Origin of the sequence: Chlorobium sp. N1 (genome assembly GCF_004332115.1) — a bacterium.
In the GTDB taxonomy this organism is placed as follows: domain Bacteria; phylum Bacteroidota; class Chlorobiia; order Chlorobiales; family Chlorobiaceae; genus Chlorobium.
In genome coordinates this window covers 1-12881 of sequence record NZ_SJPA01000002.1, presented here as the reverse complement: position 1 = coordinate 12881, position 12881 = coordinate 1, and the positions used below count along the sequence as shown (strand labels likewise).

The 12881-nt window shown below is 51.8% G+C and carries 15 protein-coding genes; all 15 read left to right on the top strand.

Annotated elements, in window-relative coordinates:
* Window positions 1–213: 213 nt before the first annotated feature.
* The 15 genes from E0L29_RS03440 (at window position 214) to E0L29_RS03360 (ending at window position 12766) form a co-directional block, all read left to right on the top strand.
* A complete protein-coding gene (locus tag E0L29_RS03440; RefSeq protein WP_131354781.1) occupies window positions 214–438 on the top strand; it encodes a type II toxin-antitoxin system HicB family antitoxin in 225 nt (74 codons plus the stop codon).
* Window positions 438–662: a type II toxin-antitoxin system HicA family toxin gene (locus tag E0L29_RS03435; RefSeq protein ID WP_131354778.1), complete on the top strand. Its 225-nt coding sequence runs from the start codon at window positions 438–440 to the stop codon at window positions 660–662. Before E0L29_RS03440 ends, E0L29_RS03435 begins: the two co-directional genes overlap by 1 nt.
* Window positions 663–1100: 438 nt before the next feature.
* The gene (locus E0L29_RS03430) at window positions 1101–1340 is read left to right on the top strand and encodes a toxin-antitoxin system (RefSeq protein ID WP_131354775.1); all 240 of its coding nucleotides are present in this window, start codon (window positions 1101–1103) and stop codon (window positions 1338–1340) included.
* 267 nt (window positions 1341–1607) lie between these two features.
* Window positions 1608–2168: a hypothetical protein gene (locus tag E0L29_RS03420; protein WP_131354772.1), complete on the top strand. Its 561-nt coding sequence runs from the start codon at window positions 1608–1610 to the stop codon at window positions 2166–2168.
* Window positions 2169–3098, top strand: coding sequence for a hypothetical protein (locus tag E0L29_RS03415; protein WP_131354769.1), 930 nt, complete (start codon window positions 2169–2171; stop codon window positions 3096–3098).
* Window positions 3099–3287: 189 nt separating this feature from the next.
* Window positions 3288–3440 (top strand): hypothetical protein, encoded by a 153-nt coding sequence (locus E0L29_RS11620; RefSeq protein WP_242664263.1) that lies wholly within the window; start codon window positions 3288–3290, stop codon window positions 3438–3440.
* Window positions 3441–3800: 360 nt separating this feature from the next.
* Window positions 3801–4532 carry a hypothetical protein gene (locus E0L29_RS03400; protein ID WP_131354762.1) on the top strand — a complete coding sequence of 244 codons (732 nt, stop codon included), beginning with the start codon at window positions 3801–3803 and terminating at the stop codon, window positions 4530–4532.
* A 52-nt stretch (window positions 4533–4584) separates the two neighbouring features.
* Window positions 4585–5355 (top strand): glucose-1-phosphate cytidylyltransferase, encoded by a 771-nt coding sequence (gene rfbF, locus E0L29_RS03395; protein ID WP_131354759.1) that lies wholly within the window; start codon window positions 4585–4587, stop codon window positions 5353–5355.
* Window positions 5356–5373: 18 nt separating this feature from the next.
* On the top strand, window positions 5374–6444 hold the full coding sequence (rfbG, locus tag E0L29_RS03390; RefSeq protein WP_131354756.1) for a CDP-glucose 4,6-dehydratase: 1071 nt from the start codon (window positions 5374–5376) through the stop codon (window positions 6442–6444).
* A 14-nt stretch (window positions 6445–6458) separates the two neighbouring features.
* Window positions 6459–7205, top strand: a complete 747-nt coding sequence (locus E0L29_RS03385; RefSeq protein WP_131354753.1) for a ribonuclease Z — start codon at window positions 6459–6461, stop codon at window positions 7203–7205.
* 36 nt (window positions 7206–7241) lie between these two features.
* Window positions 7242–8579 carry a lipopolysaccharide biosynthesis protein RfbH gene (rfbH, locus tag E0L29_RS03380; RefSeq protein ID WP_131354750.1) on the top strand — a complete coding sequence of 446 codons (1338 nt, stop codon included), beginning with the start codon at window positions 7242–7244 and terminating at the stop codon, window positions 8577–8579.
* A complete protein-coding gene (locus E0L29_RS03375; RefSeq protein ID WP_131354747.1) occupies window positions 8576–10372 on the top strand; it encodes a thiamine pyrophosphate-binding protein in 1797 nt (598 codons plus the stop codon). The genes rfbH and E0L29_RS03375 overlap by 4 nt, the downstream gene beginning before the upstream one ends.
* A 16-nt stretch (window positions 10373–10388) precedes the next feature.
* Complete coding sequence (locus E0L29_RS03370; RefSeq protein WP_165498816.1) at window positions 10389–11126, top strand: HAD-IIA family hydrolase; 738 nt, start codon at window positions 10389–10391, stop codon at window positions 11124–11126.
* The gene (locus E0L29_RS03365; RefSeq protein ID WP_131354741.1) at window positions 11127–11909 is read left to right on the top strand and encodes an aldolase/citrate lyase family protein; all 783 of its coding nucleotides are present in this window, start codon (window positions 11127–11129) and stop codon (window positions 11907–11909) included. It begins immediately after the preceding gene.
* Window positions 11906–12766 carry an NAD-dependent epimerase/dehydratase family protein gene (locus tag E0L29_RS03360; protein WP_131354738.1) on the top strand — a complete coding sequence of 287 codons (861 nt, stop codon included), beginning with the start codon at window positions 11906–11908 and terminating at the stop codon, window positions 12764–12766. The genes E0L29_RS03365 and E0L29_RS03360 overlap by 4 nt, the downstream gene beginning before the upstream one ends.
* Window positions 12767–12881: the final 115 nt, after the last annotated feature.

The following is a 12881-nucleotide window of genomic DNA, read 5'->3' as shown; positions in this document are numbered from 1 at the left end:
GAAAAAGAGTATCCGTTCCCAGTCGATCCGGAGTGGCTTCCGGGTAAAGATTTCTCATGAACGAATACCTCCACGGATCCGGTTTGTTATGAGTGCGGAACGAAGTATTGTCGGGAGGTATCTCGACCGTCGGGTCTGAGCCGTGTTGTACTCGGTGCAGTCCGAGGTGGTCTGATGCAAAGAATTCAACCTTTTTGACGAGGTGCACGACGTATGGAAACGATTGTCAAGATTCACATAGAAAAGTTGCCGGAAGGAGTCTATCTGGCAACTTCTGACGATCTTCAGGGGCTTGTCGCTCAGGGGAGGACTATCAGCGAAACCCTTGAGATCGCGCGCGATGTCGCAAAGAAACTGCTTGAAGCCAGTCAGGAAAACGGGCAAAAGGAAAGCAATCTGCAGGAGGCCTTTGATTATCCTCTGGTTGTGGGAGTGTAGTGGGCAGACTTGCCAATCATAGCTACAGGCTCGTTGTCAAAAAGCTGAAAAAGCTGGGGTTTGAATTTTTCAGGCAGGCTGCCGGGAGTCATGAAATATGGTTTCATGCCGGGCGAAGAATTTATACCACCGTTCCCAATCATCCCGGAGATATCCCGGAGGGGACGCTGAGGGCTATCCTAAAGCAGGCCCAGGTAAGTGTCGATGAGTTTCTCGGAGCCTGAACCGGCTTTCCGTTGCCCTGTCGGGCAAAAAGAGCCGGCCGAACAGCCGATTGTCAGGAAGTGGCTTCCCGGCAACGCCTCTTCGGGAACCCGATCCAAAGAGGACATCGATCGGCAGGTTCCCGGGTGAGCGCAGCGCCTGGAGCCGTACGCCCTCCCCGGTGCATGATGCGTAAGCCACTGCCTTTGCGGTTCAATCGCCCCGGTACTTGAAATAATTACGCATTACCCATGACTTCTTTATGGGTTTCATGCAATGATTTCAAGCGGGACCCCGATAAGGCTTCCTCCCGTTCGCCCTGCTGAACCTCGCCGCTCGCTGTGTCCATGGGCAATCATGAACCCTTTTGCATAACGCCGGCATAGGTGAACGGATATCTCCTTCAGTACGGTTTGTTTCATTGCATATCGTAACCTGAAGAAAAGACTATTGCAGCTATGATTATCCGCAATATTGCAGAGAATTTGAAAATCCGTCTTGCAGTCCGCGCCAGCCAACATGGCCGTAGCCTTGAGGAGGAAGTATGTCAGATATTGCGCAGTGCGGTCACCGAAACTTCACCAAAACGCCAAAGGCTCGGCTCGAGGATTGCCGCCCGTTTTGCCGGTATTGGTTTGCAGGGACCACTTTCGGAACTGCTCCCTCAGAGAGTTAAGCCAATGGGCTTTGTTGAATGATTATTCTTGACACCAATGTGCTTTCGGCATTGATGCAGCAACAGCTCGACCCGAAGGTTGTGAAATGGGTGGACAGTCAGCCCTCTGAATCAATCTGGCTCTCTTGTTAAATGCCATGAACTTATACGGTACGGCCATCAAGCCTGTCCGCTTCCTGAAAACCCATGCCATGCTGAAAATCCTTGCTGAAAGCAACGGTTCCATTGAGGCCGGGAATGTCAAACCCCTCGACAGGGTAATTGATGATGGGCGGCCGGGGAGGATTCATTGCTGAGAACCATTATTCCTCAGTGGAACGAGGATGGGGCGCTTCCTCCAGTTGACCCCTTTCAGCCGGCCTCGGTGTTACGGTCCCCTTATCTGGTTTCACTGAAAGATGTGGTTCTTCGATTTTCAACTTCCCGTGAGCGCAGGAGTATTTTACGGGGTTTGTTGCGTTACCGGCTTGCTTTGCATGAAGCTGGATGTATTTGCGGGTTTCAGTGGATTGACGGCAGTTTTGCCGAGCATGTTGAGCGCCTGGAAGATCGTTGCCCAAACGATGTTGATGTTGTGACCTTCCTGGCTGCTCCATGTGAGCGTGAGGACGACATTGACCCTGTGTTGTTTGATCAGGCATATCTCAAAAAAACATTCCAGGTAGATGGTTACTATGTCGAATCGGGCTTGAGTTTTGATGAACTTGTGCAATGGACGGCATATTGGTATGGTTTATGGTCGCATCGCCGTTCACAGGAATGGAAAGGATTTCTGCAGATTGATCTTGATGCTGAAGAAGATGCTGAAGCACTCGAACTACTCAATTACGCTGAAGAGAGGGGGGAGTGAATGGAGATGGATAGAGATGAGCGTATGCACAGGGAGTCGGAACTGACTTTTCTTCGTCAGAGGCTTGAATCCTTGCCTGAAAATGCCAGGATCATGCGTATGAGTACCCAGTCAAGGATTCGGGATCTGGAGAGTCGACTGGAAAGGGCGCCTGCAATGGCGTCTTCAGCTCCGGCAAGGGTCCGGTTAGCCTTTAATGGGGCGCCGGTTATCGGTACGCATGGCATCTATGCGGATTTTGGCGTGAAAGCATTGAGCGCGTTCAATGATGCCATCAGCGCAGTTGCAGCATCCCTTCAGGCGCCGCTGGCTCCGATGGGTCCGATCCCCGCCAGAGGGGAGCATCAATTGCTGATCACAAGGACGGTGCATGGGTCATTTGGCTTTGAACTTGAGGAGTGCCCGAAAGAGGATGGTGCAGATGGTCTGCTGAGCGGCGTTGGTAGGGCCCTTGAAAATGTGGAGCGGCTGCTGGAAGGATCGCTTGGTAGTGACGATGATCTTGCCGATTCGCTGGCTGAGACCGATCCGCGAGCCCTTGACAAGATCGTGGGTTTCCTTCAGCTGCTGTCGGAAAATCAGGCTGTTTGTACGATGCAGTCAAAAGGCCGTTCAATTCGTTTTTCCGATGTCGGTCAACTACGCACATGCCTGGCACGCCTGGCGACAGACAACCGTCATGAAGAAACGGTTGTCCTGAACGGAACATTGCTTGGCATCTTGCCCTGTTCGCGTACCTTCGAGTTCAGAAGCGTTGACAATGAGCTCATCAAGGGGCGCATCAGCCAGACAATCGATGAGCCGGAATCCCTCAACAGTTTTCTTGGCAAAGAGCTTGTCGTGCATATGCTGAAAGCAACGGTTGGAGAGGCTCGGCCGCGTTACCAGCTGGTTCGTGAGCCTGAAGAGGCCGAGAGTGCAAAAGGTTGAGACGATACATGATTGTTATGTCGCTTCTTTCCCGTCGTTGTTGTTGATGCCTCATGTTTCTTCCGGATGTCGTCGAGGTCAAGCCGCTGGGTGAGCGGAGGCTCTTCTTGAGGTTCGCCGACGGTCTCGAGGGAGAGCTTGACATGGACCGGGTGAAGAGGCACTACACGGGAGTCTTCCTGCCGCTTCTTGGAAGCGTCGTTCTTCCGCTCCGTTCCGCTCGGTCCCGAACTGGGGACCATCGTCTGGCCGAACGGTGCCGACGCCGGTCCCGACGTGCTCTACGGAGCGATCTCGGGGAGGTCGCCCGAGGGTGACGTTTGCCTTTCCGGACCGGCATGAGGGATTAAATGGCGGGGTAAATGGCGGAGTAAATGAGCTGCTGACCGCTATCCGTCAGCACCCCGGCTGCTCTTTACGTATAAACAGCCGTAAGTCCGTCAGCAGCAGCTCCGGAACTGACGTCTCAGCAGCCGTAAGTCCGTCAGCAGCAGCTCCGGAACTGACGTCCGAACAGCCATAAGTCCCCGAAGCCTCTCCGAAGCCTCTCCGAGGCCGCCCCGCAGCCTCACCACGGCCCGACCGGACCCCGGCTGTTAAAAGCTAAAAAAAAGCGCGCCCGCTAACGTGTGCTTTAGCGGGCGTGGGGGGGGTGAGGCGGGATGAGCAATCAGAGGGCGTCTTGTTAATCCATTATGATCTATGGGTCTACACCAGTATTCAGAAGCAATCAACGCCGCGAGGCCGGAGGCGCTTCGCGAGTCGTTGCGTCTGCTGCTAGCTGCTCATGCCCTGCCTGTGTTTGGCGCCGCAAAAGCCGTGGAACATGAGGTCGCGGCGCTTAATGCGTTGCAGGTAATTGGCTATCTGCCGGAGAGGAGTGATGAGTTCGAGCTTGTCGAAAAGCTGAGGATAACGAAAACTAAAGCCAGGAATCTTCTTTATCAGGTTGCTTTGAGGCAGCAAGGGCAGAGCGTGACGGAAATTGATGATTCCCTAAGGGCGGTGCTCGGCGGCAGGCATGTGCTCAAGGACGGGAGCTTTTTTCTTGTTGAGGTTCCCGATCCGTTGACGATGGATCGGTTGCGGCGGCGCGTGAGGGCGGCCGGCTATTTGTCTGACGGCTCCTTTTCCGGCGCCATAGCCAGGATCCCTGAAGGGGCCTTGGTAACACTGATCGATGAGCTGATCGATAAGCACCATAAGCAAGAGATACTCAAGCGGTTGCATAAGGCGGGCCTAGCTGACGTATCGGTTTCCGGCTTCGTAAAGGCGTTCCTGATTACCGTAGGGAAGAAATATGCCGGTGAGGTCGGTGTGCGAATTGGGGATCATCTCGTGGATCTCTTTGAGCATGGATATGCCTCAATTGCCCAATATGCGGGTGAAGTGGTCAACCAGTTGAAATCTTCACAAGTATCTGCCGTAGAATAGGGCCTTGCCGGTTAATGTACTGTAAATCGTTTTTCAAGGTATGCTTAAATCAATGAAAGTCGTGCTTCTGGCTGGTGGATTGGGAACCCGTATCTCTGAAGAGACCCATCTGAAGCCGAAACCCATGATTGAGATCGGGGGGAAGCCGATACTCTGGCACATCATGAAGATATACTCGGCCTACGGCATCCATGATTTCATCATCTGCTGCGGGTATAAGGGGTATGTGATCAAGGAGTATTTCGCGAACTACTTTCTGCATATGTCCGATGTGACCTTTGATATGGAGCATAATGAGATGGAGGTGCATCATAAAAAAGCTGAGCCGTGGCGTGTGACGTTGATCGATACCGGCGAAGACACTATGACCGGCGGGCGCCTCAGGCGTGTTCGGGACTATGTGGCGGATGAGAAGGAGATCTTCTTTACCTATGGTGATGGCGTCAGCGATGTCAATATTGCTGAGCTGCTCGCATTTCATCGCTCCCAGGGCGTTAAGGCAACGCTGACGGCAACCATGCCGGCTGGCCGATTCGGCGCACTTGATATTGACAGTCACAAGGTGCGTTCGTTCAAGGAAAAGCCAAAGGGTGATGGAGTGATGATCAACGGAGGCTTTTTTGTCCTCTCCCCTGAAGTGATAGAGTACATCGATGGGGATGACGTCTCGTGGGAGCGCGAGCCCCTGGAGCGCCTTGCCAGAGAGGGTGAGCTTGCGGCGTATGCGCATCACGGCTTTTGGCAACCGATGGATACTCTTCGCGACAAGATGATGCTTGAGGATCTCTGGAAGGCAGGGAATGCGCCGTGGAAGGTTTGGTGAAATGCAATAAATGAGTTTATGCTGAATCGAAATTTCTGGTCTGGGAAAAAGGTGTTGCTGACCGGGCACACCGGCTTCAAAGGCTCCTGGCTCGCCATCTGGCTTGATAAGCTTGGCGCGGAGGTGACCGGCTACGCGCTTGATCCGCTGACGCCGAATGACAACTTCGTGCTGTCGGGTATCGCCAACCGGATCAGGCACCATATCGGCGATGTGCGCGATTTCGACCGACTGCATCGCCTTTTCGACGAGGCAAAACCGGAGATCGTGCTGCATCTCGCCGCTCAGCCGCTGGTCCGGGAGTCGTACAATACGCCCAAGGAAACCTACGACATCAATCTCGGCGGTTCGGTCAACGTACTCGAATGCTGCCGCCTGAGCGACAGCGTGCAGGTGGTCGTGAATGTGACCACCGACAAATGTTACGAAAACAGGGAGTGGGTGTGGGGGTACCGTGAAAACGACCGGCTTGGCGGCTACGACCCTTACAGCTCCAGCAAGGCTTGCAGTGAACTGGTTACCGAAGCCTACCGGAAGTCGTTTTTCAATCCCGAAGATTATGCCCTTCACGGCAAGAGCGTCGCATCCGCCCGTGCCGGAAATGTTTTCGGCGGCGGCGACTGGCAGGTCGACCGGATCGTGCCGGATTGTGTGCGCCACCTCGAGAAGGGTGAGGCGATTGTCGTCAGGAATCCGCATGCGATCCGACCCTGGCAGCATGTGCTCGAGCCGCTTTCCGGCTATCTGCTGCTCGCCGAACGGATGTTCGAGAAGCCGACGGCCTATGAGGGCGCCTGGAATTTCGGCCCTGAGGATTCGAGTTTCCTTACGGTCGGCTCGCTGGTCGATGCGATCGTCAGGGCATGGGGTTCCGGTGCATGGGAAGACCGGTCGGTGCCCGGAGCGGTACACGAAGCCCATCTGCTCAAACTGGACATCACCAAGGCAAAGGCCCTGCTTGGCTGGTCTCCGGTCTGGAAGATCGACCGGGCCGTCGGCGAAACGATCGAGTGGTACCGGGAGTACGGGAAAGGCAGGGTGCACGAGCTTTGCCTGAAACAGATCGACGACTACATGAACGGGCGATAAACGGAGCGGGGAAGATGAAGGTGGTTTTTCTCGGTACCAACGGATGGTACGACTCCCCGACGGGAAACACCGTTTGCATACTGGTCGAGACCGCTCGCGCCTTCATGCTGCTCGATGCCGGAAGCGGCCTGCATAAGGCGGACCGTTACCTGAAAGCCGACAAGCCGGTGCACCTCTTTCTGAGCCACCTGCACCTCGATCATATCATCGGCCTGCATCTGCTGAACAAGTTCGACATGCCTGAAGGGCTGACGATCCATTGCCAAAACGGTGACCTCGAACACCTCAAGGCGGTAATAGCGCCCCCGTATTCCATGCCTTTTTCCGCGCTCTCCTATCCGGTCGATTTCATCGAGCATGACGGGGCAACGCTCGATACCGATGGTTTTACGGTACGCTCGGCTCCGATGCGGCATTCAGTACCGACGATCGGTTTCCGCATCGAAACAGAGGGGAAAACCCTTGCCTACTGTCCCGATACCGGTTATTGCGACAGCGCGGTCGAACTGTCGAAGGACGCTGATCTTCTGATCGCCGAATGTGCGTTCAGGCCAGGCGAAGAGGACGAGCGATGGCCGCATCTCAATCCGGAAAGCGCAGCGCGGCTCGCCCACGATGCTGGGGCAAAAAAACTGGTGCTGGTCCATTTCGACGCGTACCGGTATCCGGACCTCGAGATGCGCAGGAGAGCCGAGTCAGCATCAAAAAGAGTGTTTACTGAAACGTCGATCGCTATCGATAATCAGGCCTATGCCATATAATCACATCAACGCCATCAGGAGAATACTGGATAGCAGATGAAAAACGCAGAAGTACTGAAACAGGAAATTCTGGCAAAGACCAGAGAGTATTACGAACTTGTTCATAAGCCGGTTCAGGAAGCACCATTTGAACCAGGACAGTCTAGGGTGGCTTATGCGGGCAGGGTTTTCGACGAGAAGGAAATGATCAATCTGGTTGATAGCTCACTGGATTTCTGGCTCACCTATGGAACCTACTCACGGCAGTTCGAACAGAAGCTTGCCGAATACCTTGGGGTGCAGTGGGCATTTCTGGTCAACAGTGGAAGTTCTGCAAACCTGCTTGCTTTTTTCGCCCTGACCTCGCCCTTGCTGCAGGATCGGCGGATCAAGCGCGGTGATGAAGTGATTACGGTCGCAGCAGGGTTTCCGACGACGGTCGCTCCGGCAGTACAGTTTGGAGCTGTACCGGTGTTTGTCGATGTTGACCTCAAAACATGCAATATCGATGTGCAGCAGCTCGAATCGGCAGTAAGCCCAAAAACAAAAGCGGTGATGATTGCCCACACCTTGGGCAACCCGTTCGACCTGAAGCGTGTCAAAGCCTTTTGTGACCGGCACAACCTCTGGCTCGTCGAGGACAACTGCGATGCGTTGGGCAGCAAATATGATGGGAAACTGACAGGTACCTGGGGAGATATCGGTACCAGCAGTTTCTATCCACCACACCATATGACCATGGGTGAGGGCGGTGCGGTCTATACCAACAGCCATCTTCTGAAACGGATACTTCTCTCGATACGCGACTGGGGGCGAGATTGCTGGTGTGATAGCGGACATGACAATACCTGCGGTAACCGTTTCAGCCAGCAGTTCGGAACGCTTCCGCTCGGGTATGACCACAAGTATGTCTACAGTCATTTCGGCTTCAATCTCAAAGTGACTGATATGCAGGCTGCTATCGGACTTGCACAGCTTGAAAAATTTCCGTCGTTCGTCGAAAAGCGGAAACAGAACTTCAACCGCCTGAAAAGCGCGCTGGCAGGGCTGGAGAAGAACATTGCCTTGCCCGAAGCGACACAGTCCTCCGATCCGAGCTGGTTCGGATTTCTGATCACCGTCAATGACGGGATGCCATTCACCCGAAACGACATCGTAGAGTATCTTGAAAACAACCGGATCCAGACCCGTAATCTGTTTGCCGGTAACATGACCAGGCACCCTATGTTCCAAACGTTGACAGAAGGGGTTGATTATCGGATCTGCGGTAAACTGAAGAACACTGAGAAAGTGATGAATGACAGTTTCTGGCTTGGGGTCTACCCCGGTATGCGTGATGAGGCAGTTGATTATATGGCAGAGAAAATAAGGGAGTTTATCGGGAGCAGAGCATGAGAGTCGCAGACTATATCGCACAATTTATTGCAGAACATGAAGAGACGGCAAAGACTGTTTTCCTGGTTTCTGGTGGAGGTAACATGCATTTGATCGATGCACTTGGCAGGAACGAAAAACTTCGATACGTCTGCAATCATCATGAGCAGGCATGTGCTATTGCCGCAGAGGGTTATGCGAGAGTCTCCAACAAGATCGGTATTGCTTATGTGACGACAGGCCCCGGTGGTACCAACGCGATCACTGGAGTGATGGGCGCCTGGGTTGATTCGATACCCATGATGATTGTATCAGGTCAGGTTAAATTTCAGACAACCATTGCTTCACAGCCGGAGTTGAAACTACGGCAGCTGGGAGATCAGGAGATCAATATCGTCGATATTGTTCGTCCTATCACCAAGTACGCCGTCATGATCACAGACAAGAGCAAGGTTCGTTACCATCTCGAAAAGGCTGTCTATGAAGCCAAGCACGGCCGACCCGGTCCGGTCTGGATCGATGTTCCTCTCGATATCCAGGGGGCGCAGGTCGAACCTGAACTCCTCGAAGGCTTCCATGCGCCTTCCGAACCGGTTTACGATCTCAAAATTGATCAGGTTGTGGATGCCCTGAAAAAGGCGGAACGGCCTGTTGTCATTGCAGGCAACGGCATTCGCCTGTCAGGAGCACAGGAGTCATTTATTCATTTGGTGGAGAAGATGCATATCCCGGTACTGACTTCGATTTCTGGAATCGATGTCATTGCGAGCGATAATGAGCTGTTTTATGGCCGGCCGGGTATTCTTGGGGAACGTGCGGCCAATTTCATCCTTCAGAATTCAGACTTGCTGCTGATCATCGGCGCGAGAATGAATTTGCGAGTCGTAAGCTACAATTGGGCATGCCTTGCAAGGGATGCGTTCAAGATTATGGTCGATATCGATGAGGATGAGCTGCATAAAAAAACGCTCGATATCGACCTGAAGATCCATGCCGATGCTTCTGCCTTCATCGAAAAGATGGATGAAACGCTAACCAAGGCAGTCGACCTGAATGATGCGTGGCTGCCTTTCTGTGACAGGATGAAAAAAATGTATCCTGTCGGGGCTGATGGACACGGCAGTGACGATCATGTCAGCTCCTACTATTTCGCAAGGATATTGTCCGACTGCGTCGGTGATGATGCGGTGGTGGTGACAGGCAATGGAACAGCATATACCTCGACATACCAGGCGTTCAAGGTAAAGAAGGATGGACGGATATTCGCCAATGTCGGATGCGCGTCGATGGGGTATGATCTTCCGGCTGCAATCGGGGCCTGTTTCGCTGCCGGCAGGAAAGTGGTCTGTGTGACAGGCGATGGAAGCATACAGATGAATATCCAGGAACTGCAGACCATAGTCCATCATCGCCTTCCGATTGTCGTGATAGTGTTCAACAACAATGGGTACCTGTCCATCAGGACTACGCAGAGGGGATTCTTCGACTGCAACTATGTCGGAGAAGGTCAGGAAAGCGGTGTTTCCCTGCCGGATATGGTCAAGATTGCCGAGGCATATGGCTTGAATACCTACCGGTTGAGGAACGATCCGGAAGTTGCAGAGCATCTGAAAAGCATCATCGATGGCGTGGAATCCGATGGTCCCATTCTGTGCGAAGTGCTCATGGATCCGTTTGAGAAACTCGGTCCCAAAGTATCGTCGTACAAAAAGGAGAATGGGAGCATCGTATCCAAGCCTCTGGAGGATCTGTATCCGTTTCTGGATCGAAAGGAATTTGTCTCGAACATGATTGTCAAAACAGTCGAGGAGTAAAGCGTTGATACGTGTAGTGGTTTTCGACCTTGACGGAACGATTTACTTCGGCAATAGTCTGGTTGAAAAAGTGCATGAAGTGCTGGATGAACTGCACTGGAAAGGGATAAGAACCTGTTTTTTGACAAACAATTCTCGCAAGGGCAGGGTGGATATCTATGAGAAGCTGCTCGGCTTCGGACTGGAGCTTGAACTCGAGGATGTCTATACCGCATCATATCTCGCGGGTCGGTACCTCAAGGACCATGGGTATGGCAGCGCCTATGTGCTGGGGGAAGCCGGTTTGATCAACGAGATCGAGGGGTGTGGCGTTAGAAGCGTTGAAGACGATCCTGATTGTGTGGTTGTCGGATACGATATGACGCTCAACTATGAAAAGATTACCCGGTCGTTCAGGCATGTAATGGACAAGAAGCCGTTTGTTGCCTGCAATCTTGATAAAAGCTATCCGGTCGAATCCGGATTGCTGCCGGGATGCGGTGCCATGGTTGGCGCTATAACAGGCTGTACGGGTATCTCTCCCGGGATTGTGGTCGGCAAGCCGTCAGTGTACCCGATTAAGGTGATCTGCAAAGATTTGGGAGTTGATATCGACAGCGTGATGGTGGTCGGGGATAATGTTGAAAGTGACATTGCCATGGCAAGGACTGCCGGCTGCAAGTCATGCCTTGTGGTGACAGATGACGTCGCAAGGGATTGTCTGGTTGTCAAGTCATTGGATCAAATCATAGGAATTATAAACGGAGAGGCATAAATGAATGAGCTAGAGTATCAGATGATGGATGTTCTCATGGACCTCAAGGAAAAAGGGGCAATAGAGATCAAAGCTGAATTCGAGGCTGAAGGTAGCAGGCTTGAAGAGCTGATGAGGTTGAGTGATGTTGCTTCAAAAGCGGGAATCCCGATTATCCTGAAAATCGGAGGCGTCGAGGCGATCACCGATATTTACAACGCCTTGCTGATAGGGGCGAAGGGGATTATTGCGCCGATGGCCGAAACGCCCTTCGCCGTCTCCAAATTCCTGAATGCTATCGAGGTGTTCGTTGCGGAAGATAACCGGAAGGATATAGAATTCGCAATCAACATCGAGACCATTACCGCATTCAATAACCTCGATGTTATTCTCGATCTTCCAAATATCGATTTGTTGCACGGGATCACAATCGGCAGGGGGGATCTTGTGGAGTCCATGAACTATAAACGGAACGAAGTTGACAGGCAAGACATTCTTGAAATGTCGATAAGCATCGCCGAGCGGGTTAAAGATAAGGGACTCAAGCTTGCCATTGGCGGAAGCATCACCGGCAATTCCGAAAGTTTTCTCACTACCCTCAATAACAAGGGGTTGCTGGATAAATTTGAAACCCGAAAAATTGCCTTCGATAGTGCCAAATGCTCATCGATGGTGGAGGGCATAAATCTGGCTCTCAATTTTGAGTTGCTCTGGCTGAAGAGTAAGCGCAGGTATTATCACAGGATAAAAATCGAAGACGAATATCGTATCGAAGCCCTAGAAAAAAGAGTTATGATGGTATGAAGACGGTGTTCATAACCGGAGGTCGAGGCTTCATCGGACGAAACCTTGCCGAAACACTCGAAAAAAAAGGTTACAGGATCCTCGCGCCATCCAGCGCTGAACTCAGTCTCCTTGACGAGCAGGCTGTCGATGCGTTTATGCGTAAACAGCCTGTGGACATTATTGTGCATGCGGCCAATAAAGGTGGTGGACGTGATACCATGGGGATGGTCGATGTGGTTCACACAAACCTTAGAATGTTTTTCAATATCGTAAAATACGCTGATAGCGTTGAGAAAATCATTCACTTTGGTTCGGGGGCTGAATATGGCAAGCACAAGGCCATTGTGATGGTTGAAGAAGATGAAGCTAGAGTTTCGATTCCCCATGATGATTATGGATTTTATAAGTCAGTCTGTTCTCGGTATATCGAGCATTCAGGAAAGAACATCATCAATCTGAGGATCTTCGGATGTTACGGTAAGTATGAAGATTACCGATACAAGTTCATCTCCAACGCAATCGTTAAGAACCTTCTGGGAATGCCGATCAGAATACGACAGAATGTCCTCTTCGATTATGTGTATGTAGCTGACCTCATGAAAATGGTTCTCTGGGCTATGACTTCAGATACTTTTTATAAAGTATATAATATTACCAGAGGAGAGGGGGTGGAACTCATCGCGCTTGCGGAACTTGTTAATGCAGTTGCAGCAAAGCCAACCGATATCATAATTGAAACCCTTGGACTGAATTTGGAGTATACTGCGTCAAATGGAAAGATACTCAAGGAGTGTCCTATGGAATTCTGTTCACATTATGAGGGAGTTGCTGAGCTGTATCGGTATTATGCGGAAAATCTAATCAGGGTCTGCTGAATAATAGTTAAATCATTTTATGGTAATGAATTAAGCGGTATTTTTCGTATCTTATGTGCAAGGAAAAGCCTGAAAAAGCCCCAAAAACCTTGCACCTCGAAACCGCCGATTCATG

Coding starts and splice junctions, on each gene's coding strand:
- E0L29_RS03365 (WP_131354741.1), top strand. CDS start 11,127: ATGAATGAGCTAGAGTATCAGATGATGGATGTTCTCATGGACCTCAAG.
- E0L29_RS03440 (WP_131354781.1), top strand. CDS start 214: ATGGAAACGATTGTCAAGATTCACATAGAAAAGTTGCCGGAAGGAGTC.
- rfbH (WP_131354750.1), top strand. CDS start 7,242: ATGAAAAACGCAGAAGTACTGAAACAGGAAATTCTGGCAAAGACCAGA.
- rfbG (WP_131354756.1), top strand. CDS start 5,374: ATGCTGAATCGAAATTTCTGGTCTGGGAAAAAGGTGTTGCTGACCGGG.
- E0L29_RS03400 (WP_131354762.1), top strand. CDS start 3,801: ATGGGTCTACACCAGTATTCAGAAGCAATCAACGCCGCGAGGCCGGAG.
- E0L29_RS03360 (WP_131354738.1), top strand. CDS start 11,906: ATGAAGACGGTGTTCATAACCGGAGGTCGAGGCTTCATCGGACGAAAC.
- E0L29_RS03375 (WP_131354747.1), top strand. CDS start 8,576: ATGAGAGTCGCAGACTATATCGCACAATTTATTGCAGAACATGAAGAG.
- E0L29_RS03385 (WP_131354753.1), top strand. CDS start 6,459: ATGAAGGTGGTTTTTCTCGGTACCAACGGATGGTACGACTCCCCGACG.
- rfbF (WP_131354759.1), top strand. CDS start 4,585: ATGAAAGTCGTGCTTCTGGCTGGTGGATTGGGAACCCGTATCTCTGAA.
- E0L29_RS03415 (WP_131354769.1), top strand. CDS start 2,169: ATGGAGATGGATAGAGATGAGCGTATGCACAGGGAGTCGGAACTGACT.
- E0L29_RS03430 (WP_131354775.1), top strand. CDS start 1,101: ATGATTATCCGCAATATTGCAGAGAATTTGAAAATCCGTCTTGCAGTC.